Genomic DNA, 22,581 nt, shown 5'->3' on the forward strand with positions numbered 1-22,581 from the left:
AAGGGCCGCGGCCAGACCGCCCTCGGCCTGAGGCCGCGCGCGGCCGGCGACGGCGCCGAGGGCGGTCTGGCCGCGGCCCTTGAGGTTGCGCAGGCCTCCCTCGATCTGATCCCTGTTCATCGCGGTCTCCGTCGGATGTGCGGCGAAACGAAAAGGCCGGCCTCTCGCGCGACGTGCGAGGGCCGGCCGGATGGTCCTGCGGGGCCGGCGCGGCGCCGGCCCGCGCGCAAGGTCAGAGCTTGCTCTTCACCGTGTCGGCGGCGTTCTTGATGCCGTCCTTGACGTCGCCGGTGGTCTTCTGGGCCTCGCCCTTCAGCTCCTGGGCCTTGCCCTCGGCCTGCAGCTTCTCGTTGCCGGTCATGCTGCCGATGCCCTGCTTCACGTTGCCGACGGCCTCGTTGGCGAGACCCTTGATCTTGTCGGTGGTGCTGCTCATGGAAAGCTCCTCGGATCCTGCAGTTCAGCGACTGCTCAGGTCTGACGAACCGCCGAGACGGAGCATTGTTCCCTTGCGACAGAGGGGTCCGGGCTGGACCGCCGCGACGGAACCCGGTAGGTCGCGCGCCCTCCTTCCCGGCACCGGCAGAGAATCGGCATGGCGGCCTGCGGCCTCGACTTCGGCACCTCGAACACCACCCTCGGCCTCCTCGGGACGGGCCCGGCGCACCTCGCCCTCGCGCGGCTGGAGGGCGAGGCGGTCACGATTCCGAGCGCGATCTTCTTCCCGCCCGCCGGCGACGAGGCGATCGGCCGGGCCGCCATCGCGGCCTATGTCGAGGGCCAGCCGGGGCGGCTGATGCGCAGCCTGAAATCGGTGCTCGGCTCCTCGCTCCTCGACGAGACCACGCCGGTCGGGCGCCGGCGGCTGTCGTTCCGGGCGGTGATCGCCCGCTACCTTGCCGCCGTGAAGGGGCGGGCGGAGGCGCAGGGAGGGGAGGCCCTGACCCAGGTGGTCCACGGCCGCCCGGTTCACTTCGTCGACGGCGATCCGGAGGGGGATCGCCGGGCCGAGGACGCGCTCGCCGGCATCGCCCGGGAGGTCGGCTTCCGCGAGGTGTCGTTCCAGTACGAGCCGATCGCCGCGGCGCTCGACTACGAGCGCGGCCTCGACCGCGAGGAGGTGGCGCTGATCGCCGACATCGGCGGCGGCACCTCGGACTTCTCGGTGGTGCGCCTGAGCCCGGAGCGCCACCGGGCGGTGGAGCGTGCCGGCGACATCCTGGCCAATGACGGCGTGCGGATCGGCGGAACGGATTTCGACCGCACCCTGAGCGTCGGGCAGGTGATGCCGCTCCTCGGCCTCGGCAGCCCGATGCGCCGGCCGGGCCTCGACGTGCCCTCGGCCTACTTCCACGACCTCGCCACCTGGTCGCAGATCAACCGGCTCTACGACGGCAGGACCCTGCGCGAGCTGCGCACCTTGCGCCGCGAGGTCGCCCGGCCGGAGCTGATCGACCGCCTCGCCGCGGTGATCGAGGCCGAGCGCGGCCATACCCTGGCGATGGAGGTCGAGGATGCCAAGATCGCCCTGTCGGAGATCGACCGGGTCGACCTGCCCCTCGGCTGGGTCGAGCCCGGCCTCCGGGCCGAGATCGGCCGCCCCGACCTCGCCCGGCACTCGGCCGACCTCGCCCGCCGCATCGGGACCTGCATCGCCCGCTGCCTGCGCGACGCCGGGCTGCCCCCGGGCGCCATCGACGCCCTCTTCCTCACGGGCGGCTCCACGCGCCTCGCCCCGGTCCGCGCCGCCATCCTGGCGGCGGCGCCGGAGGCCCGGGTGGTCGAGGGCGACACCTTCGGGTCGGTCGGCCTCGGGCTCACCGTGGAGGCGGCGCGGCGCTACGGGTAGGGGGCGCCTACTCCTTGGCCAGCGCGTCCGCGAACGCCGCGATGCGGTTGCGGGCGTAGGTCGGCAGGCCGGCGCTGATCGAGGTGCCGGTGTTGAACGAGGAATTGCCCATCAGCACCTGGGCCGGCAGCAGGTTGCGCAGCACCGGCACGCGCTCGTACTCCTTCTTGCGGTCGAGCACGTCGGCCTTGATGCCGAGCGTCATGTAGGCGGTGACCGCCGTCTTCGCCGGATCGCCCGCCACCGGCTGCAGCACCGCCAGGAACTTGCCGAAGCGCAGGATCTGATTGACCCAGAAGATGTTCTGCTCCAGCGCCCCGGCCACCGGCGCCTCGATCCGGGTGAGCTGCGCGAGCTTGCCGGCCTCCTCCGGCGGCAGCACCCGGATCTCGCTCTGGAACGAGACGAACTCGGCGATCTTCTTGCCCCCGTCCTCGAGCTTGTTGGCCAGCCGCACGCCGAGGGGCAGCTTGCCCTCGAGGTCGTAGCGCGACTCGATGCAGGTCGTGTCGGGCGCCTCGCACCACGGCCGGTCGGGCCGGCGGGCGAAGGCGGCGGCCGGGTCCTTGGTCGGGGTGGCGTCCGCCGGGCTCAGGGACTTGTGCTTGATCGCCGGATCCATCCGCGACACGAACGGGATCGTGGCGAAGCGCTTGAGGTCGATGCGGTCCGCGCTGCGCGGGACGATGAACCGCGCCTCGGCGACGTAGACCTTGAGCGCCTCGTGCCGCTGCTTGGCGACGCCGTTGACGGTCTGGGTGTAGTCCGGCTCGACGTAGGCCGGGTGGGGGGCGAGCAGCGCCTTCTGGGCCGGGCTGCGCTTGCCCCACTCGGCGAAGGGCACGAGGCCGCTCTCCGGATTCGCGGGATTGTCGCGGTGGTCGGTGAAGGCGATGGTGCCTGGCGCGATCCCGGCCGGATCGAGGCCCGTCACCGCCGGCACGTCCTTGGTGCGATACTGGGCGAGGGCGGGCGAGGCCGTGAGCGCCGCCAGCGAGGCGGCGAGCACGAGGGAGGCGAGGCGCGGGCGCGCCGTCAGGCAGTCACGCACGGGTGTGGTCCTGGTCGTTTGCGGGAGGTCAGTAGGTCGGGTCGTCGCCGAACGGGTAGTCCGGGTCCCGGCGGCGCGGCCGGCGGACGTACTCGTCGTCGTCCCCGAAGGGCGAGCGGCTGCGGGCGCCGGGCCAGATCGGCTCGGGCGCCGGCACCGGCTGGGCGCGGCGGGCATAGGGGCGCGGCTCGGGCCGGCCGAACAGCGCGCCGAAGGGATCGTAGCGGTCGGCGTCCGGCGCCTCGTCCGGTGCCTGGGCCTGAGCCTGACCTTCGCCCTCGAAGGCGTCGCCGTCCTGGTCGCTGTCGGGCCGCATGGCGTAGAGCGTCTCCTGCGGCACCAGGCGGAAGCGCGTGTCGGCGAGGCGGCCGTCCACCGAGAGCCGGAAATGCTCCATGAAGCCGCCGCCGGCGACCCGGCTGCCGGAGCGCAGGTCGATCGGCGCGTCGGCGATCAGGCGCCTCGCCTCCGGGCTCGGGCCGGCGAGCGGCGTCTTCGGCACCCCGTTGGCCCAGGCGGCCTGGAGCACCTGGGCAAAGATCGGCACCGAGAGGTGGCCGCCGGTCTGGCCCCGCCCGAGCGTCCGGCGCTTGCCGTCGGCGTTGTCGTAGCCGACCCAGGCCACGATGGTGACCTCGTTGGTGAAGCCGGCGAACCAGGCGTCGTTCTCGTCCTCCGAGGTGCCGGTCTTGCCGGCGACGAAGGGAGAGAAGCGGGCGAGCGCCGCCGCGGTGCCGCGCTGCGTCACGCCCTGAAGCAGGCTCTTGAGCTGGTAGAACGCCACCCGGTCGGCGGAGCCGACGCGGGCGAGCGGCCGGTCGGCGTGCTGGTAGAGCACCGTGTCGCCCTGCGCGACGGTCTCGAGCCCGTAGGGCGAGGGCCGCTCGCCCTCGTTGGCGATGGCGGCGTAGAAGGTCGCGAGATCGATCATCCGCACCGGCTGGGCGCCGAGCACGAAGGGGTAGTAGCGCTCGCACTCGGCGTAGAGCTGGGCTTCCAGGGCGATGTCGCAGACCCGCTGCAGGCTCGCCGGCGCCTTCTCGGCGATGCCGCCCTTCAGGAGCTGGGCGGTGACGAGGTTCTTCGAGTGCTCGAGGCCCCGGCGCAGGGTGGTCGGGCCGGAGCCGCCGCCCTCGTAGTTCTTCGGTGACCAGGAATCGCCCACCCCGCCGATCGGCGGCAGGGTCACGCGGGCGTCCATCACCAGGGTGTTGGGCTGCAGGCCCGCGTTGAGCGCCGCCAGGTAGGTGAGCGGCTTCAGGGTCGAGCCGGGCTGGCGCACGCTCTGGGTCACCCGGTTGAGCTGGCTCAGCGGGTAGGAGAAGCCGCCCGCCATGGCGAGGATGCGCCCGGTGCGGTTCTCCAGCACCACGACTGCGCCCTGGACCTGGGGCCGGACGCGCAGGTCGGCCCGGGGCGCGCCCTTGCCTTCCCACAGCTTGACCCGCACGACATCGTAGGGGGAGAGCCGCCCGCGGGCGGCGCCCGGGTTGAGGCTCGCGACCCGCCCGTCGGCGAGGCCGACCCGCACGCCACCCTGGCCGCCGGTCGACAGCACGACGGCCGCCGGCCAGTGCACGTCGTAGAGCGGCAGGCGCGCGGTCTCGAGCGCCCGCTGCCACGCGGGCTTGGGACCCGCGGGCCTCGCCGGCTTGGCGGCCTGCTTGGCGCCCTTCCTGCCCTTGGGTGCGGGCTCCGGGGCGGGGGACGGCTCGGGTTCCGGGGCCGGGCCGGCGGCCTCGACGCGGCGCACGGCGTCGGCGAGGTTCGCCTCCGGCCCCTCGTAGCGGGCGCGGCCGGTCGTGGCCTCGTAGCGCGACAGGCTCTCCTGCAGGATGCCCTCCGTCGCGGTCTGGAGCCCGGCATTGAGGGTCGAGCGCACCGTGAAGGCGCTGGCGGTGAGGGAATCGAGGCCCGCGAGCGTCCGCGCCTCGCGGGTGAGGTGGTCAACGAAGTGGAAGCCCGCCTCCTGGCGCAGGCGCGCGAAGGGCGCGAGGCCGAGGGGGGCCGCGAGCGCGGCGTTCATCTCGGCCTCGGTGATCGCGCCCTCCTCCTTCATGCGGGTGAGCACGTAGGCGCGCCGCTCCCGCGCCCGGTCGGGGTAGCGGTCGGGGCTGTAGAAGTTCGGGCCCTTCGGCATGCCGCCCAGCAGCGCCGCCTCGGCGACGGTCAGGTCCCGGACGGATTTGCCGAAGTAGCTGCGGGCCGCCATCTCGATGCCGTAGGCGCCGCGGCCGAGATAGATCCCGTTGAGGTAGAGACCGAGGATCTCCGGCTTCGTCATCACCCGCTCGGCCCGGGCCGCGACGATCATCTCGCGGATCTTGCGCTCGTAGGTGACGTCGTCGCCGACCGAGAGGTTCTTCACCACCTGCTGGGTGATGGTCGAGCCGCCCTGCGGCCGGCCCGGCGAGGCGAGGTTGCCGATGAAGGCGCGGATCACCCCGCGCTCGTCGATGCCGTGATGGGTGAGGAAGCGCTTGTCCTCCGCCGCGATGAACGCCTTCTGAACGAGGGCCGGGATCTCGCCGATCGGCACCGCGATGCGGCGGCCGTTGGGCTCGAAGGTCTCGGAGAAGCGGGTGCCGCGCCCGTCGAGGATCGTGGTCGCGCCGGGCAGCCGCAGGGTCTTGAGGGCGTTCGCGTCCGGCAGGTCGGCGACCGCCTTGTTGTAGAACTCGATCACGGCGCGCGCCTCGAAGGGCGAGTTCGCCGGGTTCTCGCCCTTGCAGAACTGCTTGTAGCTCGTGTTGAGCTCACCGATGTCGAGGCCGTGCAGGAGCTTCGACTCGCCCGCGACCGCCTTCGGGTCCTCCATCGCGGTGGAGATCAGGTCGTCGAGGTTGATGTCCTCGATGTCGAACGCCTTGCGCATGTGGGCGCAGCCGTCGCGCAGGAGGCGCACCACCTCCGCGCCGTCCTTGGCCGGATCGAACTGCGTCCGGATCGCGTCGGGCCGGGTGGTGACCTGGCTCAGCGTCAGGGCCGTGGCAAACAGCTTGATGAGGATCGCGTTCATCGAGGACCAGGGGCCGGGCGAGGGCCGGGCAAGTGCCGGGACGAGGGCCGGCGGCAGGAAGCGCCCGGCGGCCTGAACCCCACATGGACAACGCGGCTGTTTTAAGGTCGGGGCGGGGGAGCACCCGCGGCGGCGCGGGTGCCGTCCACAGCGTCGCCGCGCAGGCGACGCAGCGCGAAGGCCGCGAAGACGCCGACGAGGCACACGGCGAGGCCGAACCACGTGAAGGCGTATTGCAGGTGGTTGTTCGGCAGGTCGACCCGGAGCTGCCCGCCCTTCGGCCAGCCGCCGGGAATGGGCGTTGCGTCGGCCTCGATCAGGTAGGGGGCCACCGGACCGAGCCCCTTCGCGGCGGCGATGCCCGGCACGTCGCGGTTGAACCACTCGCCGGTCGCCGGGTTCGGGGCCGGCACGAACATCGCCCGCGCCTCGCTCTGGCGCAGCATGCCGGTCACGGTCGTCTCGCCCTCGACCTGGCCGGCGGCGCGGCGGCCCGGATCCTTGAGCTCGGTCGGCACGAAGCCGCGGTTGACGAGCACGGTCCGGCCGTCGTCGAGCCGGAGCGGCGTGACGACATAGTAGCCTTGCAGCGCCCGGCCCGGCATGTCGCCCGGCGCGAGGCCGTGGACCAGGGTTTCCTTGTCGTGGAGGAGCCGGCCGGTGGCGCGCACGCGCTCGAACTCGTCCTTAGCCGGATCGAAGGCGTCGAAGGCCGGTAGCGGCGCCGGGGGCTCGATCCGCGAGCGGGCGACGATCCGGTCGATCAGCGCCTCCTTCCAGGCCTTGCGCTCGAGCTGCCAGGTGCCGAGGCCGATCAGGATGGCGAGGCAGACGAGGCTCGCGAGGCCGGGCGCCAGGAGATCGCGCAGGGCGGAACGGCGCCCTCCCGTCACCGGAAGCGTCCCTCCGCAGCCTTGTTGGCGTATTGCAGCGCCGCCATCATGCCCTTGAGCGGGCGCACCAGGATCAGGCTGAGCACGACCGAGAGGGGCACCCACAGGGCGGCGTGCAGCCACATCGGCGGCTCGTAGGTGAACTCGACCCACATCGCCAGCGCCACCACCACGATGCCGACGATCGACATCACGAAGAAGGCCGGGCCGTCGGCGGAATCGATGAAGCGGAAATCGAGCCCGCAGACCTCGCAGGACGGGCGGAAGCTCAGGTAGCCCTTGAACAGGTGCCCCTCGCCGCAGCGCGGGCAGCGGCCGCGCAGGCCTGCGGTCGCCGGTGACTCGACGGTGCGGTTGGTGTCCACGGGCTTACTCCTGCACGCATGTGTGTGACCGCGATCTGGGGCCTCGTCGCCCCAAGAAAAAGGGCGGCTTTCGCCGCCCTCTCATGATCCTGACGCAGCAGGGCGGGATCAGTGCGCGGCGTGGCCGACGCCCGAGCCCCAGACGTAGATGGCGGCGAACAGGAACAGCCACACCACGTCGACGAAGTGCCAGTACCAGGCGGCGAACTCGAAGCCGAGGTGCTGCTTCGGCGTGAACTGGCCCAGATAGGCCCGGTACAGGCAGACCGCCAGGAAGATCGTGCCGATGATGACGTGGGCGCCGTGGAAGCCGGTCGCCATGAAGAAGGTCGCCGAGTAGATGCTGCCCGAGAAGCCGAAATGGGCGTGACCGTACTCGTAGGCCTGGACGAAGGAGAACAGCACGCCGAGGGCGATGGTCAGCCACAGGCCGTACTTCAGGCCCTTGCGATCGTTGTTCAGCAGCGCGTGGTGCGCCCAGGTCACCGTGGTGCCCGAGGTGAGCAGGATCAGGGTGTTGAGCAGCGGCAGGTGCCAGGGGTCGAAGGCCTCGACGCCCTTCGGCGGCCAGGTCCCGCCGGTGAAGTCGACCCGCGAGGCCTGGATCGGGTCCGCGGTGTAGAGCGCCGCCTCGAAATAGGCCCAGAACCAGGCGACGAAGAACATCACCTCGGAGGCGATGAACATGATCATGCCGTAGCGGTGCGAGAGCTGCACCACCCGGGTGTGATCGCCGGTATTGGCCTCGTGGGCGACGTCCCGCCACCAGCTCAGCATGGTGTAGAGGACGCCCGCCAGACCGGCGAAGAAGAGGTAGGGACCGAGCGCCAGGTTGGCGATGGTCAGGCTCTTCATCCACAGGACGGCGCCCGACGTCATCACGAAGCCGCTCATCGAGCCGACGAGCGGCCACGGGCTCGGATTGACGAGGTGGTAGTCGTGGTGCTTCCCGTGCGCCTCGGCCATCGTGTCGGGTCTCCTGCCTGGTCTTCGGACCGGTCGCGCCCCGCGCCGGCCGTGAATCTCGTTGCTTCGCCGGGCGGTCCGTTTCCGCGGGGCGCCTCGGCGTCCGCCGCCGTCGGCACCTCACGGTCACGCTTTAATGCCGCCCCGGCGCGGTTGTCACCTCGTCAATTGGCCTTCGTCCCCGCCGGCGTCGCGAGCGCGGCCTGCGGCTGGCCGTTCTTCGATGCGAAGTAGGTGTAGGACAGGGTCATCTCGGTGAGCTCGCGGGTGTTCATGTCGGCCTTGATGCCGGGTTCGAGGTAGAACACCACCGGGAAGTCCATGGTTTCGCCGGGGGACAGGGTCTGCTCGTTGAAGCAGAAGCACTGCACCTTGACGAAGTAGCTGCCGGTCAGCGCCGGCTGCAGGTTGAAGGTGGCGATGCCGGTGCTCGGCACGGTGCCGGTGTTGGTGACGCGGAAGAACACCGTCTGGGTCGCGCCGAGCTGCGCCTCGACCCGCGGGGTCTCGGCCACGAAGCGCCAGGACAGGCCGGGCGCGACGTTGGTGTCGAAGTGGACCACCATGCTGTCCTGGCTCACAGGACCGGTCGCCGCCGCGCCCCGGAGCGGCGTGCCGTCGAAGCCGGTCGCCTTGCAGAACAGGTCGTAGAGCGGCACGAACGCGAAGGCGAGCGCGGTCATCCCGACCACGATCCCCAGGCAGGCGAGCGCCGTGTTGCGGGCCTGTCGGTTGCGGGTGCGCGGATCGGTCATGACGGGAACGCCTCGCGGGTCGTCACAGCGGCCGGTTGAGGACCTGAGGGCCGAGCTTGGCGATCGTCAGTACGTAGAAGATCGCCACCAGGGCGGCGAGAACCAGCGCGATCGCCACGGAACGCTTGCGCCGGCGCTGGATCTCTTCGGGAGTCAGTTGCTTGGGCACCGCACTCATCACCGGATCAACCTAGGAAAGCCGTCAGCCGAGGACCGGCCGGAACAGCCCGAGACCCTGCTCCGCCAGGAGGGCGGAGAAGAGCAGGAACAGGTAGAGGATCGAGAAGCCGAACAGGCTCATGGCGGCCTTGTTGGCGGCCTCGCCGTCGCGCCGGCGCAGCACCTGGACGCTCAGGCCCAGCATCGCGAGCCCGCCGACGAGGCCGACCACGCCGTAGATCAGGCCGCCGAAGCCGAGGGCGACCGGAGCGAGGCCGAGCGGCGCCAGCACCGCCGAGTAGGCGACGATCTGGCGGCGGGTCGAGTCGGGGCCGGCGACGTTCGGCATCATCGGGATGCCGGCCCGGGCGTACTCGCCGGCCTTGACGAGCGCCAGCGCCCAGAAGTGCGGCGGGGTCCAGATGAAGATGATGAGGAACAGGATCGTGCTCTCGATCCCGACCGTGCCGGTGACCACCGCCTGGCCGATCATCGGCGGCAGGGCGCCGGCGGCGCCGCCGATCACGATGTTCTGCGCCGTCGCGCGCTTCAGCCACATCGAGTAGATCACGGCGTAGAACACGATGGTGAAGGCGAGGAGCCCCGCCGACAGCCAGTTCGCCGCGAGCCCGAGCACCAGCACCGAGCCGACCGAGAGCGTGAGCCCGAAGGACAGGGCCTCGCCGGGCTGGATCCGGCCGGCCGGGATCGGCCGGGTGCGGGTGCGGGTCATCACCGCGTCGATGTCGGCATCCCACCACATGTTGAGGCAGCCGGAGGCGCCGGCCCCGACGGCGATCATCAGGAGCGAGATCGCCCCGATCACCGGGTTCACGTGCGACGGCGACACCGTCATCCCGACGAGGGCGGTGAAGATCACCAGCGCCATCACCCGGGGCTTCAGGAGCGCGAAGTAATCCGCGACCTCGCCGCCGGAGCTCTGGGCCTCGACGAAGGGACGGTCGGAGATCGCGCTGTTCGTGAGGGAGGTCATGCTGGGTGTCGCGGCCATCGTCTCGTGTGGATTGGGGTGTCGCGCTCCTCGCCGGAGCGCCCGCTCGGGGGCGCTCGGGGGAAGAGCGGAGGGCCGCGGTCGCGCGGCCCTCGCTCGTCTCGCGTCAGTGGGCGTGGGACGGCTCGTCCACGATCACCGGCAGGGTCTCGTACTGGTGGAAGGGCGGGGGCGAGGACAGGGTCCACTCGAGGGTGGTGGCACCCTCGCCCCAGGGATTGTCCGCGGCCCGCTCCTTGGAGCGGAAGGCGATGACCACGCCGATCACGAACACCACCATGCCGAGGGCGAAGATGTGGCCGCCCATCGTCGCCACGTAGTGCCAGCCCGCGAAGGCATCCGGATAGTCGGCGTAACGACGCGGCATGCCGGCCAGGCCGAGGAAGTGCATCGGGAAGAACAGCACGTTGGCGCCGATGAAGGCGAGCCAGAAGTGCAGCTTGCCCGCCCACTCGGGGATCATGCGGCCGGTCATCTTCGGGAACCAGTAGTACACGCCGGCGAAGATGATGAACACCGCGCCGAGCGACAGCACGTAGTGGAAGTGCGCCACGACGTAGTAGGTGTCGTGCAGGTAGCGGTCGACCGCGGCGTTGGCCAGGATCACGCCGGTGACGCCGCCGACGGTGAACAGGAACACGAAGCCGACGGCCCAGTGCATGGCGGCGGTGAAGCGGATCGAGCCGCCCCACATCGTGGCGATCCAGGAGAAGATCTTCACGCCGGTGGGGACCGCGATCACCATGGTGGCGAACACGAAGTAGGACTGGGTCTGCAGCGTGAGTCCCACGGTGTACATGTGGTGGGCCCACACCACGAAGCCGACGACGCCGATCGCCACCATCGCGTAGGCCATCGCCAGGTAGCCGAAGACCGGCTTGCGCGAGAAGGTCGAGATGATGTGCGAGACGATGCCGAAGGCCGGCAGGATCATGATGTAGACTTCGGGGTGGCCGAAGAACCAGAACAGGTGCTGGTACAGGATCGGGTCACCGCCGCCGGCCGGGTCGAAGAAGGTCGTGCCGAAGTTGCGGTCGGTCAGCAGCATCGTGATCGCGCCGGCGAGAACGGGCAGCGACAGGAGCAGCAGGAACGCGGTCACCAGCATCGACCAGGCGAACAGCGGCATCTTGTGCAGGGTCATGCCCGGCGCGCGCATGTTCAGGATGGTGGTGATGAAGTTGATGGCGCCGAGGATCGAGCCCGCGCCCGAGAGGTGCAGGGCGAAGATCGCGAAGTCGACCGCCGGACCCGGGTGGCCCGCGGTGGAGAGCGGCGGGTAGACCGTCCAGCCGGTGCCGGCGCCGTCCGCGCCGGGGGCGCCCTCGACGAACAGCGAGCAGGCCAGGCTCATGAAGCCCGCGACCGTCAGCCAGAACGAGATGTTGTTCATGCGCGGGAACGCCATGTCGGGCGCCCCGATCATCAGCGGCACGAACCAGTTGCCGAAGCCGCCGATGAGGGCCGGCATCACCATGAAGAACACCATGATGAGGCCGTGGCCGGTCACGAACACGTTGTAGGTCTGCGGGTTGGAGAAGTACTGCAGCCCGGGCTGCTCCATCTCCATCCGGATGCCGAAGGACAGGAAGGCGCCGACGATGCCCGCCGAGAAGGCGAACAGCAGGTAGAGCGTGCCGATGTCCTTGTGATTGGTCGAGTTGAACCAGCGCTGGAAGAACGGTGGGGTATGGTCGTGGGCGTGGTCGTGCCCTGCCGTCGCGGCGTGAGCCATGGAGTCAGCCTCTTCGAGGTGTGTCTCGGTCGGTCTGTCGGTTGCGGGCGGGGGACGCCGGATCGCGTCGCCCCGCGCAGGTGAGGAGCGTCAGCGGGCGTCGGCGAACTTGGCGCCGCCGTCGGTGCGGGCGAACTTCGTCTTGGCCTCGGCAGTCCAGGCCTGGAACGCCTGCTCGCTCACCACCTTCACGGTGATCGGCATGTAGGCGTGGCGCTGGCCGCACAGCTCGGAGCATTGGCCGTGATAGGTGCCCTCGCGGTCGGCCTTGAACCAGAACTGGTTGAGGCGGCCCGGAATGGCGTCGATCTTGAAGCCGAACGACGGCATCGCCCAGGAATGCATCACGTCGGCGGCGGTGACCTGGATCTTCACGATCTTGTTGACCGGCACCACCATCTCGTTGTCGGTGGCGAGCAGCTTCGGCTGGCCGGACTTCACCTGGTCCTCGCCCTCGAGCAGGTTGGCGTCGAACTTGAAGCCGCCGACGTCCTGCGGGTACTCGTACGACCAGTACCAGGCGTGGCCGATGACCTTGACCATCAGGTCGGCCTTCGGGTCGGAGAGCTGCGTGCGCAGCACCCGGAACGACGGGATCGCGATCGCCACCAGGATCAGCACCGGGACGATCGTCCAGGCGACCTCGAGCATCGTGTTGTGGGTGGTGCGCGATGGGGTCGGGTTCTTCTTCTCGTTGAACTTCACCACCACCGCGATCAGCAGCGCGAGCACGAACAGGACGATGACCAGCATGATCCAGTTCAGGAGGTGGTGGAAGTTGTAGATCTCCGTCGCCACCTCGGTCACCGGCCGCTGCAGGTCCATCTGCCACGGAACCGGCTGGCCCACGCCCGCCGCGTTCGCGACCGTCGCGGCGGTGGCGGTGCCGAGGAGCCCGGTCGCTGCCAGCGCCGCGGCGCGTCCCCAGAAGCTCCGGCCCGCCGGCCGTCCTTGCGCCCTCGCCATCCCCATGGTGCCCTCGATGCTCCCCAACAGGCTGTGTGCCGGCAGCGGCTGCCCGCGGGGCGGGAGCGCCGTCCTGTTTCGGCCGCGCGGTGCCGGCGCGCCGCCCTGCGGCCGGATGCCGGCCGAGACCCGGTTGGCGTCTCTCACCACAATGCCGCCGCAAGCGCAACGGCGTTGGCGTCGCATCGGCGTCAGGAATTCGCCTGTGGGCACTGGACATTCGTCCTGAGGCTCGAATGATTCCGCAAAACCGCGCCCAGGCCCCGGGGCCCTTCCCGGACGGCCCCAGGCGGCCGCGATCCCGTCGATGATCGAACGCCTCGAGTTCATACTGGCGCTCGCCCGCGAGCAGCATTTCGGCCGTGCCGCCCTGGCCTGCGGGGTGTCGCAGCAGACCCTCTCGGCCGGAGTCAAGCAGCTCGAGGAGCGGCTGGGTGTGCTCCTGGTGCAACGCGGCTCGCGCTTCCAGGGCTTCACCCCGGAGGGCGAGCGGGTGCTCGACTGGGCGCGGCGCATCGTCGGCGACGCGCGGGCGATGCGCCAGGAGGTGGCGGCCCTGCGGCGCGGCCTCTCCGGCACCCTCCGGATGGCGGCGGTGCCGACCGCGACCCCGATGGTCGCGGCGCTGACGACGCCGTTCCGCGCGCGCCACCCGGCGGTGCGGTTCACGGTGCAATCCTCGACCTCGCACGAGATCGGCCGCCAGATCGCGAATCTCGAGCTCGACGCCGGGCTCACCTACCTCGAGGACGAGCCTCTCGGCCGCGTCACCGCCCTGCCGCTCTACCGCGAGCATTACCGCCTGCTCACCGCGGCGGACGGGATCTACGGCGGCCGCGAGAGCGTGACCTGGGCCGAGGTCGGGCGCATCCCGCTCTGCCTGCTCACCCCGGCGATGCAGAACCGGCGCATCATCGACCGGCACCTGCGCGCGGCCGGGGCCGAGCCGGCCCCGCTTCTCGAATCCAACTCGATGATCGTGCTCGTCACCCATGTGCGCACCGCCAAGTGGGCGAGCATCATGCCGGCGGCACTTGCCGAGACCTTCCGCCTCACCGAGCGGGTACGGGCGGTGCCGATCACCGATCCCGACGTCAGCCACACGATCGGCCTCATCGTGCCCGAGCGCGATCCCATGACACCCCTGGTCGCCGCCTTCCTGGCCGAGGCACGGGCGATCGCCCCGGGCCTGGCGGCCGAGGTCGCCGGCCTGTAGGACCGCCCGCCGGCAAGCAACCCACGTCGTCGGAATTCATCGATCCAGCACAATGCCTTGCAGGGCTGCCGCGCAACCGTGGCGGCGGTTTGCGGCATCGCGTCTGCATCGGGATTTCGCGTTGCAGCACGCGTGTTCGACAAAAAATCCTTGTCGCGTCACCGAACCGCGCGATTGATTCGACGCTCCTGACGCCACAGGCTTCAGCTTAGAACGAGAACGATCTGGGCTGGAAACCATGCCGGGTTACGAACCCTGGAACGCCGACCGGGCGGCCGGGATCATCGCCGAACACGCCCACCGCGAGGGCGCGACGCTGCCGATCCTGCACGCCCTGCAGGAGGCCTTCGGCTACGTCGATGCGGCGGCGGTGCCCCTCGTCGCCGAGGCGCTGAACCTGTCGCGGGCGGAGGTTCACGGCTGCCTCACCTTCTACCACGACTTCCGCAAGGGACCGGCGGGCCGCCACACCGTGAAGCTGTGCCGGGCCGAGGCCTGCCAGGCGGTCGGGGCCGACGCCCTGCACGCCGAGGTGCTGCGCCGCTACGACGTCGCCTGGCACGGCACGACGCGGGACGGGCAGGTGACGGTGGAGCCGGTCTTCTGCCTCGGCCTGTGCGCCTGCGGTCCCGCAGCCCTCGTCGACGGCGCGCCGGTCGGCCGCCTCGACCTCGACGCCCTGGCGGACGCCCTGACGGAGCGCGCCGCGTGAGCATCATCCTCTACCTGCCGAAAGACGCCGCCAGCCTCGCCCTCGGGGCCGATCGGGTCGCCAAGGCCCTGCACCGCGCGGCGCAGGCCCGCGGCCTCGACCTGACCCTGGTTCGCACCGGCTCGCGCGGGATGCTGTGGCTCGAGCCCCTGCTCGAGGTCGATACGCCGGAGGGGCGCATCGCCTACGGGCCGGTGCGGCCGGGCGACGTCGAATCCCTGCTCGATGCCGGCCTCACGACCGGCGGCGCCCATCGCCTGCGGATCGGCCGGCCGGAAGACCAGCCCTATTTCGCGCGCCAGCAGCGCCTGACCTTCGGCCGCTGCGGCGTGATCGATCCGGCCTCGGTCGAGGATTACCGGGCCCATGGCGGCTATCGCGGCCTGGAGGCCGCGCTGGCGGCCGGGCCCGCCGGCACCGTCGAGGCGGTGAAGGCGTCGGGGCTGCGGGGTCGCGGCGGCGCCGGCTTTCCGACCGGCATCAAGTGGAACACGGTGATGCTGGCGCAAGCGCCGCAGAAATACGTGGTCTGCAACGCCGATGAGGGCGATTCCGGCACCTTCGCCGACCGGACGCTGATGGAGGGCGATCCCCTCACGCTGATCGAGGGCATGACGATCGCGGCCGTCGCGGTCGGCGCGACCCGGGGCTACATCTACTGCCGCTCCGAGTACCCGCACGCCTTCGCGGCCCTGGAGACCGCCATCGCGGCCGCCGAGCGGGCCGGCCTCCTCGGCGCCGACGTGATGGGTTCGGGCCGCGCCTTCCACCTCGAGGTCCGCCTCGGCGCCGGGGCCTATATCTGCGGCGAGGAGACCTCGCTCCTGGAGAGCCTGGAGGGCAAGCGTGGCATCGTGCGGGCGAAGCCCCCGATCCCGGCCCTCAAGGGGCTCTTCGGCCAGCCGACGCTCGTCAATAACGTGCTCTCCTTCGCGGCGGTGCCGTGGATCCTGGAGCATGGCGGAGCGGCCTACGCCGCCTACGGCATGGGCCGTTCGCTCGGCACCCTGCCGATCCAGCTCGCCGGCAACGTCAAGCGCGGCGGCCTGATCGAGACCGCGTTCGGGCTGACGCTCCGCGAGGTGATCGAGGAGTTCGGCGGCGGCACCGCCTCGGGCCGGCCCTTGCGGGCGGTGCAGGTCGGCGGGCCGCTCGGGGCCTACTTCCCCGAATCGCTCCTCGACACGCCGCTGGACTACGAGGCCTTCGCGGCCAAGAAGGGCCTTTTGGGTCACGGCGGCATCGTGGTGTTCGACGATACCGTCGACCTCGCGCGCCAGGCCCGCTTCGCTTTCGAGTTCTGCGCCGCCGAGTCGTGCGGCAAGTGCACGCCGTGCCGGATCGGCGCGGTGCGGGGCATGGAGACGATCGACAAGGTCATCGCCGGCGAGTCGCCGCAGGAGAACCTCGCCCTCGTCACCGACCTCTGCGAGGTCATGACCGACAGCTCGCTCTGCGCCATGGGCGGGCTGACGCCCGTGCCGGTGATGAGCGCGCTCACCCATTTCCCGGAAGATTTTTCCGGCCGCGGCGCCCCGATGCCGCTGGCGGCCGAGTGAGGACGCACCGAATGGCCCTCATCAAGGAAATCGATTACGGCACCCCGATCCGCGTCTCCGACCAGACGGTGACGCTGACGATCGATGGCCAGCCCGTGACCGTGCCGGCCGGCACCTCGGTGATGGCCGCGGCGATGCATGCCGGGACCCAGATCCCGAAGCTCTGCGCCACCGATTCGCTGGAGCCGTTCGGCTCCTGCCGGCTCTGCCTCGTCGAGATCGACGGGCGGCGCGGGACGCCCGCCTCATGCACCACGCCGGCCGAGGACGGCATGGTGGTGCACACCCAGTCGGACAAGCTCGCGCGCCTGCGCAAGGGGGTGATGGAGCTCTACATCTCCGACCATCCGCTCGATTGCCTGACCTGCTCGGCCAACGGCGATTGCGAGTTGCAGACCCAGGCCGGCACGGTGGGCCTGCGCGAGGTGCGCTACGGCTACGACGGTGCCAACCACGTCTCGAAGAATTCCGAGCTGTATCTCCCGAAGGACGAGTCGAACCCGTACTTCGCCTACGACCCGTCGAAGTGCATCGTCTGCAACCGCTGCGTCCGGGCATGCGAGGAGGTGCAGGGCACCTTCGCGCTGACGATCGCGGGCCGCGGCTTCGACTCGCGGGTGGCGGCCGGGCCGACCGACTTCTTCAACTCCGAATGCGTCTCCTGCGGCGCCTGCGTGCAGGCCTGCCCGACGGCGACGCTCCAGGAGAAGTCCGTCATCGCCATGGGGCAGCCGGAGCACTCCAAGGTGACGACCTGCGCCTATTGCGGCGTCGGCTGCGCCTTCAAGGCCGAGATGCAGGGCGACCGGATCGTCCGCATGGTGCCCTACAAGGACGGCAAGGCGAACGAGGGCCATTCCTGCGTCAAGGGCCGCTTCGCCTACGGCTACGCCACCCACAAGGACCGCATCACCAAGCCGATGGTGCGCGAGAAGATCACCGATCCCTGGCGCGAGGTGTCCTGGGAGGAGGCGATCCAGCACGCGGCCTCCGCCTTCAAGCGCATCCAGGCCCAGTACGGGCGTGACTCGATCGGCGGCATCACCTCGTCGCGCTGCACCAACGAGGAGGCCTATCTCGTCCAGAAGCTGGTCCGCGCCGGATTTGGCAACAACAACGTCGATACCTGCGCCCGGGTCTGCCACTCGCCGACCGGCTATGGCCTGATGTCGACGCTCGGCACCTCGGCCGGCACCCAGGACTTCAAGTCGGTCGAGGAGTCCGACGTGATCCTGGTGATCGGCGCCAACCCGACCGACGGCCATCCGGTCTTCGGCTCGCGGATGAAGAAGCGCCTGCGCCAGGGCGCCAAGCTGATCGTGATCGACCCGCGCCGGATCGACCTCGTCAAGTCGCCCCACATCCGGGCGGCGCATCACCTGCCGGTCAAGCCCGGTGCCAACGTCGCGATCGTCAACGCGCTGGCCCATGTCGTCGTGACCGAGGGGCTGATCGACGAGGCTTACGTCCGCGCCCGCTGCGACCTCAAGGATTTCGAGATCTGGGCCCGCTTCATCGCCGACGAGCGCCACGCTCCGGAAGCGGTGCAGGAGCTGACCGGTTGCGACCCGGCCGAGGTGCGGGCCGCCGCCCGGCTCTACGCCAAGGGCGGTGCGGCTGCGATCTACTACGGCCTCGGCGTCACCGAGCACAGCCAGGGCTCGACCATGGTGATGGGCATGGCGAACCTCGCCATGGCGACCGGCAACATCGGCAAGCCGGGTGCCGGCGTGAACCCGCTGCGGGGCCAGAACAACGTCCAGGGCTCCTGCGACATGGGCTCGTTCCCGCACGAGCTGACCGGCTACCGCCACGTCTCGGACGACGCGACCCGCGAGACCTTCGAGGCGCTGTGGGGCGCGCAGCTGTCGCCGAATCCGGGACTGCGCATCACCAACATGCTCGACGAGGCCGTCGCCGGCACGTTCAAGGGTCTCTACATCCAGGGCGAGGACATCGCGCAGTCCGACCCCGACACGCACCACGTCACCGCCGGCCTCAAGGCGATGGAGTGCATCGTCGTCCAGGACCTTTTTCTGAACGAGACCGCCAAATACGCCCACGTGTTCCTGCCGGGCGCCTCGTTCCTGGAGAAGGACGGCACCTTCACCAATGCCGAGCGGCGGATCAGCCGGGTGCGCCAGGTGATGGCACCGATGGGCGGCTACGGCGACTGGGAGGGCACGATGCTGCTCTCCAATGCGCTGGGCTACCCGATGCACTACACCCACCCGTCCGAGATCATGGACGAGATCGCGGCCCTCACCCCGAGCTTTTCCGGCGTCTCCTACGCCAAGCTGGAGGAGCTCGGCTCGATCCAGTGGCCCTGCAACGACAAGGCGCCGCAGGGCACGCCGATGATGCATGTCGACCGCTTCGTGCGGGGCCTCGGCCGGTTCATGCTCACCGAGTTCGTGCCCTCCGACGAGCGCACCACGCGGAAATTCCCGCTGATCCTGACCACCGGCCGGATCCTGTCGCAGTACAATGTCGGGGCGCAGACCCGGCGGACCGCGAACTCCCTGTGGCATCCGGAGGACGTGCTGGAGATCCATCCCTTCGACGCCGAGAGCCGCGGCATCGTCGACGGCGATCTCATCAGCCTGGAGAGCCGGTCGGGCGACATCGCCCTCAAGGCCCGGGTCACCGAGCGGATGCAGCCGGGGGTGGTCTACACCACCTTCCACCACGCCAAGACCGGCGCCAACGTCATCACCACCGACTACTCGGACTGGGCCACCAACTGCCCCGAGTACAAGGTGACGGCGGTGCAGGTTCGGCGTACCAACCGGCCCTCCGATTGGCAGGCCCGGTTCTATGAGGAAGACATCTCCCTCACCCGCATCGCACACAACCTCGATGCCGCCGAGTAGCGGCGTCGCGACGAGTCTGTCCGTCCCGACCCGGGTCGTCGCCTACGGGCGCGGCGAGGAGCGGGAGGGGATGCGCCCGCTCGCGGTCGAGATGCCGGTGAACGTGATCTACGGCGACGTGCCCTACGCCGTCATGATGACGACGCCGGCCGATCTCGAGGATTTCGCCTACGGCTTCAGCCTGACGGAGGGCATCGTCGCGGGCGCCGACGAGATCCGCGGCGCCGTGGTCGAAGCCGGGGAGGGCGGCCTTCGTCTCGTCGTCGACCTCGCGCCCGGGCGCCTGCGCGAGCACCTCGCCCGCAAGCGGGCGCTGTCGGGCCGCACCGGCTGCGGCGTCTGCGGCATCGACGACCTGAAGGACATTCCCCGGGCCGAGCGGCGATCCGCGTCCGGCGTCACGGTCGGCCTGACCGCCGTCGAGCGGGCGGTCCAGGCCCTCGACGACCTGCAGGTGCTCGGCCGCGAGACCCGAGCGGTCCACGCCGCCGCCTGGGCCGGCCTCGACGGCGCGGTGCAGGCTGTGCGCGAGGATGTCGGGCGCCACAACGCCCTCGACAAGCTGATCGGCGCCCTCCTGCGGGCCGGCACCCGGCCCGACGAGGGGTTCCTCGTCATCACCAGCCGCTGCTCGTTCGAGATGGTCGAGAAGGCCGCGAGCTTCGGGGCCGCATTGCTGGTGGCGATCTCCGCCCCGACCTCGCTCGCCGTCGAGCGCGCCGCCCTGCACGGCCTGACCCTCGCGGCGATCGCGCGGCGCGACACCGTCACCCTGTTCACCGCCCCCGAGCGCCTGACCGTTCCATGAGTGTTTCGCAATGAGCGCCGTCGATCCCAACGAGAAGCTCGTCCGCATGGCGAACCAGATCGCCGCCTTCTTCCGCTCCTACCCGCAGGACGAGGCGGTGGCCGGCATCCACAAGCACGTCACGGCGTTCTGGACGCCGCGGATGCGCGAGCAGCTCGCCGCCTACTGTGGCGATGGCGAGCATGGCCTCGACCCGCTGGCTTTGACCGCCCTGAAGGTCACCCCGAAGGCCCGCAGCCCGATCCCGGACGCGGTGGCGGACCCGCAGGAGCAGGGACTGGGAGCGAGCGACGCCGGGTGAGGCGGTGCCCTGTCGGCACCGGCTTGCGAGCGGTCCTGACCGGTGGTCATCTCACGACGTGATCGAGCGGAAAGCGCCAGGGCGTCACGGCCCCTCATCCGGCAGGCGGCCGGGTGTCTCGGGCGAGGGCATTGCCGGTCACGAACCCAGAAGGCGACGATGGATTGGTTTCGGCCACGCTTTCGCGTTTTCATGTTCTATGAGAGCTTGTTTGATTGGATCCCATAGATTTGACACCCTGCACGTCATTCCGGGGCCGCGCAGCGGAACCCGGGGTGCCGCAGGTACGCCCAGACCCTCAGGTGGATGCAAAGCAAGCGGAAAGCTCTCCGCCCTATTCGGGATCGCCCGAGGCTCTGGGCGTGCCTGCGGCACTCCGGGCTCCGCTGCGCGGCTCCGGAATGACGCGGAGAGTGTCGATACTGTCGAGCAAATCAAACGGGCTCTGAGCGAATACGGAGGACCAGCGTGACATTGATCCCCCGCGCACAGCTCGGGTAATCGGAGCATCAAAAGGTGCGAGGGTAGCAGCCCCGTCTCACTCCAAGGCTGACTTGGACGCCCCGCTGACCGACGGTCAATACGCCCCGCTTACATCACCTCCACGGCGATGTTCGGCAGCCGGATCGCGAAGGTCGATCCCGGCTCAGCGCCGTGGGTCTCGGCGGTGGCGCGGCCGCCATGCAGCTCGGCGATGCGCTTGACGATCGACAGGCCGAGGCCCGTCGAGCCCTCGCCGGCGGTCGGCTTGGCCGAGAGGCGCTGGAAGCGGCCGAACAGGCGGCCGGTATCCTCCGGCGACAGGCCGGGCCCATGGTCGCGCACGGCGTAGACCGTGTCGATCTCCTCGCGTGCCACCGTGACGACGATCTCGGCGCCGACCGGCGAATATTTGATGGCGTTCGAGATCAGGTTGTCCATCGCCTCGCGCAGGCGCTCGGCGTCGCCGCAGAGGTAGAGGGTGTCGGGAATATCCGAGCACAGGGTCTGGCACTTGGTCTCGGCGAGGGGTGTGTTGGCCTGCGACACCTCCCGGGCGAGGGCCGCGAAGTCGAGCGGCTCGCGCCGGAGCGTGATGTCGAGGGCATCGTTCATCGCGTCGGCGATCAGGGTCTCGATCATGCCGGTCAGGCGCCGGGCCGTCTCGCGGATGTGCCCGATCTGCGCGTGCATCGCCTCGCTCGGCTGCGGCCGGGCGTCGATCATGTCCCCGAGCATCTCGGCCCGGCCAAGGATGACGGCGAGCGGGTTCTTCAGGTCGTGGGCGACGGTGCCGAGGATCTCGGTCTTGAGCTGGTTGGCCCGGCGCAGGTCGGAGCGCTGCATGGCGAGCCGGCGGTTCGCCCGCATCAGCTCGGCGGTGCGCTCCACCACCCGCTGCTCCAGGCCGATATTGGCCCGCTGCAGCTGCTCGTAGAGGATCACGTTGTCGAAGGCGACCGACAGTCGCGAGGTGAACAGCGCGATCAGGGCCTGGTCGGTCTGCGAGAGGGAGCGGTCCGCCTTCAGGAGGGCGACGATCTCGCTGCCGCTCGCGGTGTGGACGTAGAGGGTCGACCACTGGTCGCCGAAGGTGTGGCGCCGCTCCGTGAAGGCGCGGGTCACGATCTCCCGCACCTCGTCGTCGAGGGGCCGAGGGCCGTCCTCGCCCACGAGGTGCTGGTAGCAGCCGGAGCCGGCGAGCACGCTGACCGCGTCCTGCGGGCCGCTGTTCTCGCGCAGCACCAGGATGCCCGCGCAGGCCACGTTGAGGAGCGAGGCGACCTGGGTCAGCACGCCCTCGGCCAGCCGCTGCATCGACTTGTAGTCGAGCAGCATCGGAGCGGCGTCGATGATGATCTCGAGCCCGCGCCGCGTCTCCTCGAGGCGCTTGAGCTGCTGGTAGGCCCGCAGGGCCGCGGTGAGGCTGGTGAACAGCTTGTCGGCGGTGAGCTCGGTCTTCGCCTTGTAGTCGTTGATGTCGTAATCGACGATGACGCGCCGCTCCGGCGCCTGGCCCGGCTGGCCGGTGCGCAGGATGATGCGGACGGTCTCGTCCTTCAGCTCGCGCCGGATGAAGTCGACCAGCTTCAGACCGGCGTCGTCGGTCTCCATCACCACGTCGAGCAGGATGACCGCCATGCCGCGCCGGCGCGCCAGCAGGCTGCGGGCCTCCGCCGCCGAGTAGGCGGAGACGAGGTCCAGCCGCGCCCCGTCGAGGCTGTAGCCTGACAGGGCGAAGCGGGTGCCCTCGTGAACGGCGGGATCGTCGTCCACCACCATCACGGGCCAGGTCGCGGCGGGCGCGCTGTCCCCGGGCTCGTCGTCGGGAATCAGGAAGAGGATGTCGTCGTCGCTCATCG

The 22,581-nt window shown here is 70.3% G+C and carries 19 protein-coding genes; 7 read left to right on the forward strand and 12 right to left on the reverse strand.

Annotated elements, in window-relative coordinates; genetic code table 11:
• Positions 1-232: 232 nt before the first annotated feature.
• Positions 233-436 (reverse strand): CsbD family protein, encoded by a 204-nt coding sequence (locus VQ02_RS17655; protein ID WP_048445518.1) that lies wholly within the window; start codon positions 434-436, stop codon positions 233-235.
• A 159-nt stretch (positions 437-595) separates the two neighbouring features.
• Here VQ02_RS17655 and VQ02_RS17660 point away from each other — a divergent pair, with 159 nt between their 5' ends.
• On the forward strand, positions 596-1,849 hold the full coding sequence (locus tag VQ02_RS17660) for an Hsp70 family protein (protein WP_048445519.1): 1,254 nt from the start codon (positions 596-598) through the stop codon (positions 1,847-1,849).
• 7 nt (positions 1,850-1,856) lie between these two features.
• On the opposite strand, the gene VQ02_RS17665 is transcribed toward VQ02_RS17660, so the two are convergent.
• The 10 genes from VQ02_RS17665 to coxB all read right to left on the reverse strand — a co-directional run bounded on the left by VQ02_RS17665 (position 1,857) and on the right by coxB (position 12,776).
• Entirely contained in the window at positions 1,857-2,900 is a 1,044-nt protein-coding gene (locus VQ02_RS17665) for a hypothetical protein (RefSeq protein ID WP_048445520.1), read from the reverse strand.
• A gap of 28 nt (positions 2,901-2,928) precedes the next feature.
• The gene (locus tag VQ02_RS17670) at positions 2,929-5,919 is read right to left on the reverse strand and encodes a penicillin-binding protein 1A (RefSeq protein WP_048445521.1); all 2,991 of its coding nucleotides are present in this window, start codon (positions 5,917-5,919) and stop codon (positions 2,929-2,931) included.
• 101 nt (positions 5,920-6,020) lie between these two features.
• A complete protein-coding gene (locus VQ02_RS17675) occupies positions 6,021-6,812 on the reverse strand; it encodes an SURF1 family protein (RefSeq protein WP_048445522.1) in 792 nt (263 codons plus the stop codon).
• Complete coding sequence (locus VQ02_RS17680) at positions 6,809-7,177, reverse strand: DUF983 domain-containing protein (RefSeq protein ID WP_048445523.1); 369 nt, start codon at positions 7,175-7,177, stop codon at positions 6,809-6,811. Before VQ02_RS17680 ends, VQ02_RS17675 begins: the two co-directional genes overlap by 4 nt.
• Positions 7,178-7,285: 108 nt before the next feature.
• The gene (locus VQ02_RS17685; protein WP_048445524.1) at positions 7,286-8,143 is read right to left on the reverse strand and encodes a cytochrome c oxidase subunit 3; all 858 of its coding nucleotides are present in this window, start codon (positions 8,141-8,143) and stop codon (positions 7,286-7,288) included.
• Between the two features lie 164 nt (positions 8,144-8,307).
• Entirely contained in the window at positions 8,308-8,898 is a 591-nt protein-coding gene (locus VQ02_RS17690; protein ID WP_048445525.1) for a cytochrome c oxidase assembly protein, read from the reverse strand.
• A 22-nt stretch (positions 8,899-8,920) separates the two neighbouring features.
• Positions 8,921-9,067 (reverse strand): hypothetical protein, encoded by a 147-nt coding sequence (locus VQ02_RS38260; RefSeq protein WP_167350765.1) that lies wholly within the window; start codon positions 9,065-9,067, stop codon positions 8,921-8,923.
• A gap of 33 nt (positions 9,068-9,100) precedes the next feature.
• The gene (locus tag VQ02_RS17700; protein ID WP_048445527.1) at positions 9,101-10,051 is read right to left on the reverse strand and encodes a heme o synthase; all 951 of its coding nucleotides are present in this window, start codon (positions 10,049-10,051) and stop codon (positions 9,101-9,103) included.
• Between the two features lie 124 nt (positions 10,052-10,175).
• Entirely contained in the window at positions 10,176-11,804 is a 1,629-nt protein-coding gene (gene ctaD / locus VQ02_RS17705) for a cytochrome c oxidase subunit I (protein WP_048445528.1), read from the reverse strand.
• Between the two features lie 90 nt (positions 11,805-11,894).
• Positions 11,895-12,776, reverse strand: a complete 882-nt coding sequence (coxB, locus tag VQ02_RS17710) for a cytochrome c oxidase subunit II (RefSeq protein WP_048445529.1) — start codon at positions 12,774-12,776, stop codon at positions 11,895-11,897.
• A gap of 301 nt (positions 12,777-13,077) precedes the next feature.
• On the opposite strand from coxB, the gene VQ02_RS17715 reads away from it, so the two are divergent.
• The 6 genes from VQ02_RS17715 to VQ02_RS17740 all read left to right on the forward strand — a co-directional run bounded on the left by VQ02_RS17715 (position 13,078) and on the right by VQ02_RS17740 (position 20,239).
• Positions 13,078-13,986 (forward strand): LysR family transcriptional regulator, encoded by a 909-nt coding sequence (locus VQ02_RS17715; RefSeq protein WP_048445530.1) that lies wholly within the window; start codon positions 13,078-13,080, stop codon positions 13,984-13,986.
• A 238-nt stretch (positions 13,987-14,224) separates the two neighbouring features.
• Positions 14,225-14,698, forward strand: a complete 474-nt coding sequence (locus tag VQ02_RS17720) for a formate dehydrogenase subunit gamma (protein ID WP_048445531.1) — start codon at positions 14,225-14,227, stop codon at positions 14,696-14,698.
• Positions 14,695-16,257 carry a formate dehydrogenase beta subunit gene (locus tag VQ02_RS17725; protein ID WP_048445532.1) on the forward strand — a complete coding sequence of 521 codons (1,563 nt, stop codon included), beginning with the start codon at positions 14,695-14,697 and terminating at the stop codon, positions 16,255-16,257. The genes VQ02_RS17720 and VQ02_RS17725 overlap by 4 nt, the downstream gene beginning before the upstream one ends.
• A gap of 11 nt (positions 16,258-16,268) precedes the next feature.
• Positions 16,269-19,130, forward strand: coding sequence for a formate dehydrogenase subunit alpha (gene fdhF / locus VQ02_RS17730; protein ID WP_048445533.1), 2,862 nt, complete (start codon positions 16,269-16,271; stop codon positions 19,128-19,130).
• Positions 19,117-19,938 (forward strand): formate dehydrogenase accessory sulfurtransferase FdhD, encoded by an 822-nt coding sequence (fdhD, locus tag VQ02_RS17735; RefSeq protein WP_245239769.1) that lies wholly within the window; start codon positions 19,117-19,119, stop codon positions 19,936-19,938. The genes fdhF and fdhD overlap by 14 nt, the downstream gene beginning before the upstream one ends.
• Before the next feature lie 10 nt (positions 19,939-19,948).
• A complete protein-coding gene (locus VQ02_RS17740; RefSeq protein ID WP_048445535.1) occupies positions 19,949-20,239 on the forward strand; it encodes a formate dehydrogenase subunit delta in 291 nt (96 codons plus the stop codon).
• A 591-nt stretch (positions 20,240-20,830) separates the two neighbouring features.
• Here VQ02_RS17740 and VQ02_RS17745 read toward each other — a convergent pair.
• On the reverse strand, positions 20,831-22,579 hold the full coding sequence (locus VQ02_RS17745; protein WP_048445536.1) for an ATP-binding response regulator: 1,749 nt from the start codon (positions 22,577-22,579) through the stop codon (positions 20,831-20,833).
• Positions 22,580-22,581 lie beyond the last annotated feature (2 nt).

The organism is Methylobacterium variabile, assembly GCF_001043975.1.
Taxonomy (GTDB): Bacteria; Pseudomonadota; Alphaproteobacteria; order Rhizobiales; family Beijerinckiaceae; genus Methylobacterium; species Methylobacterium variabile.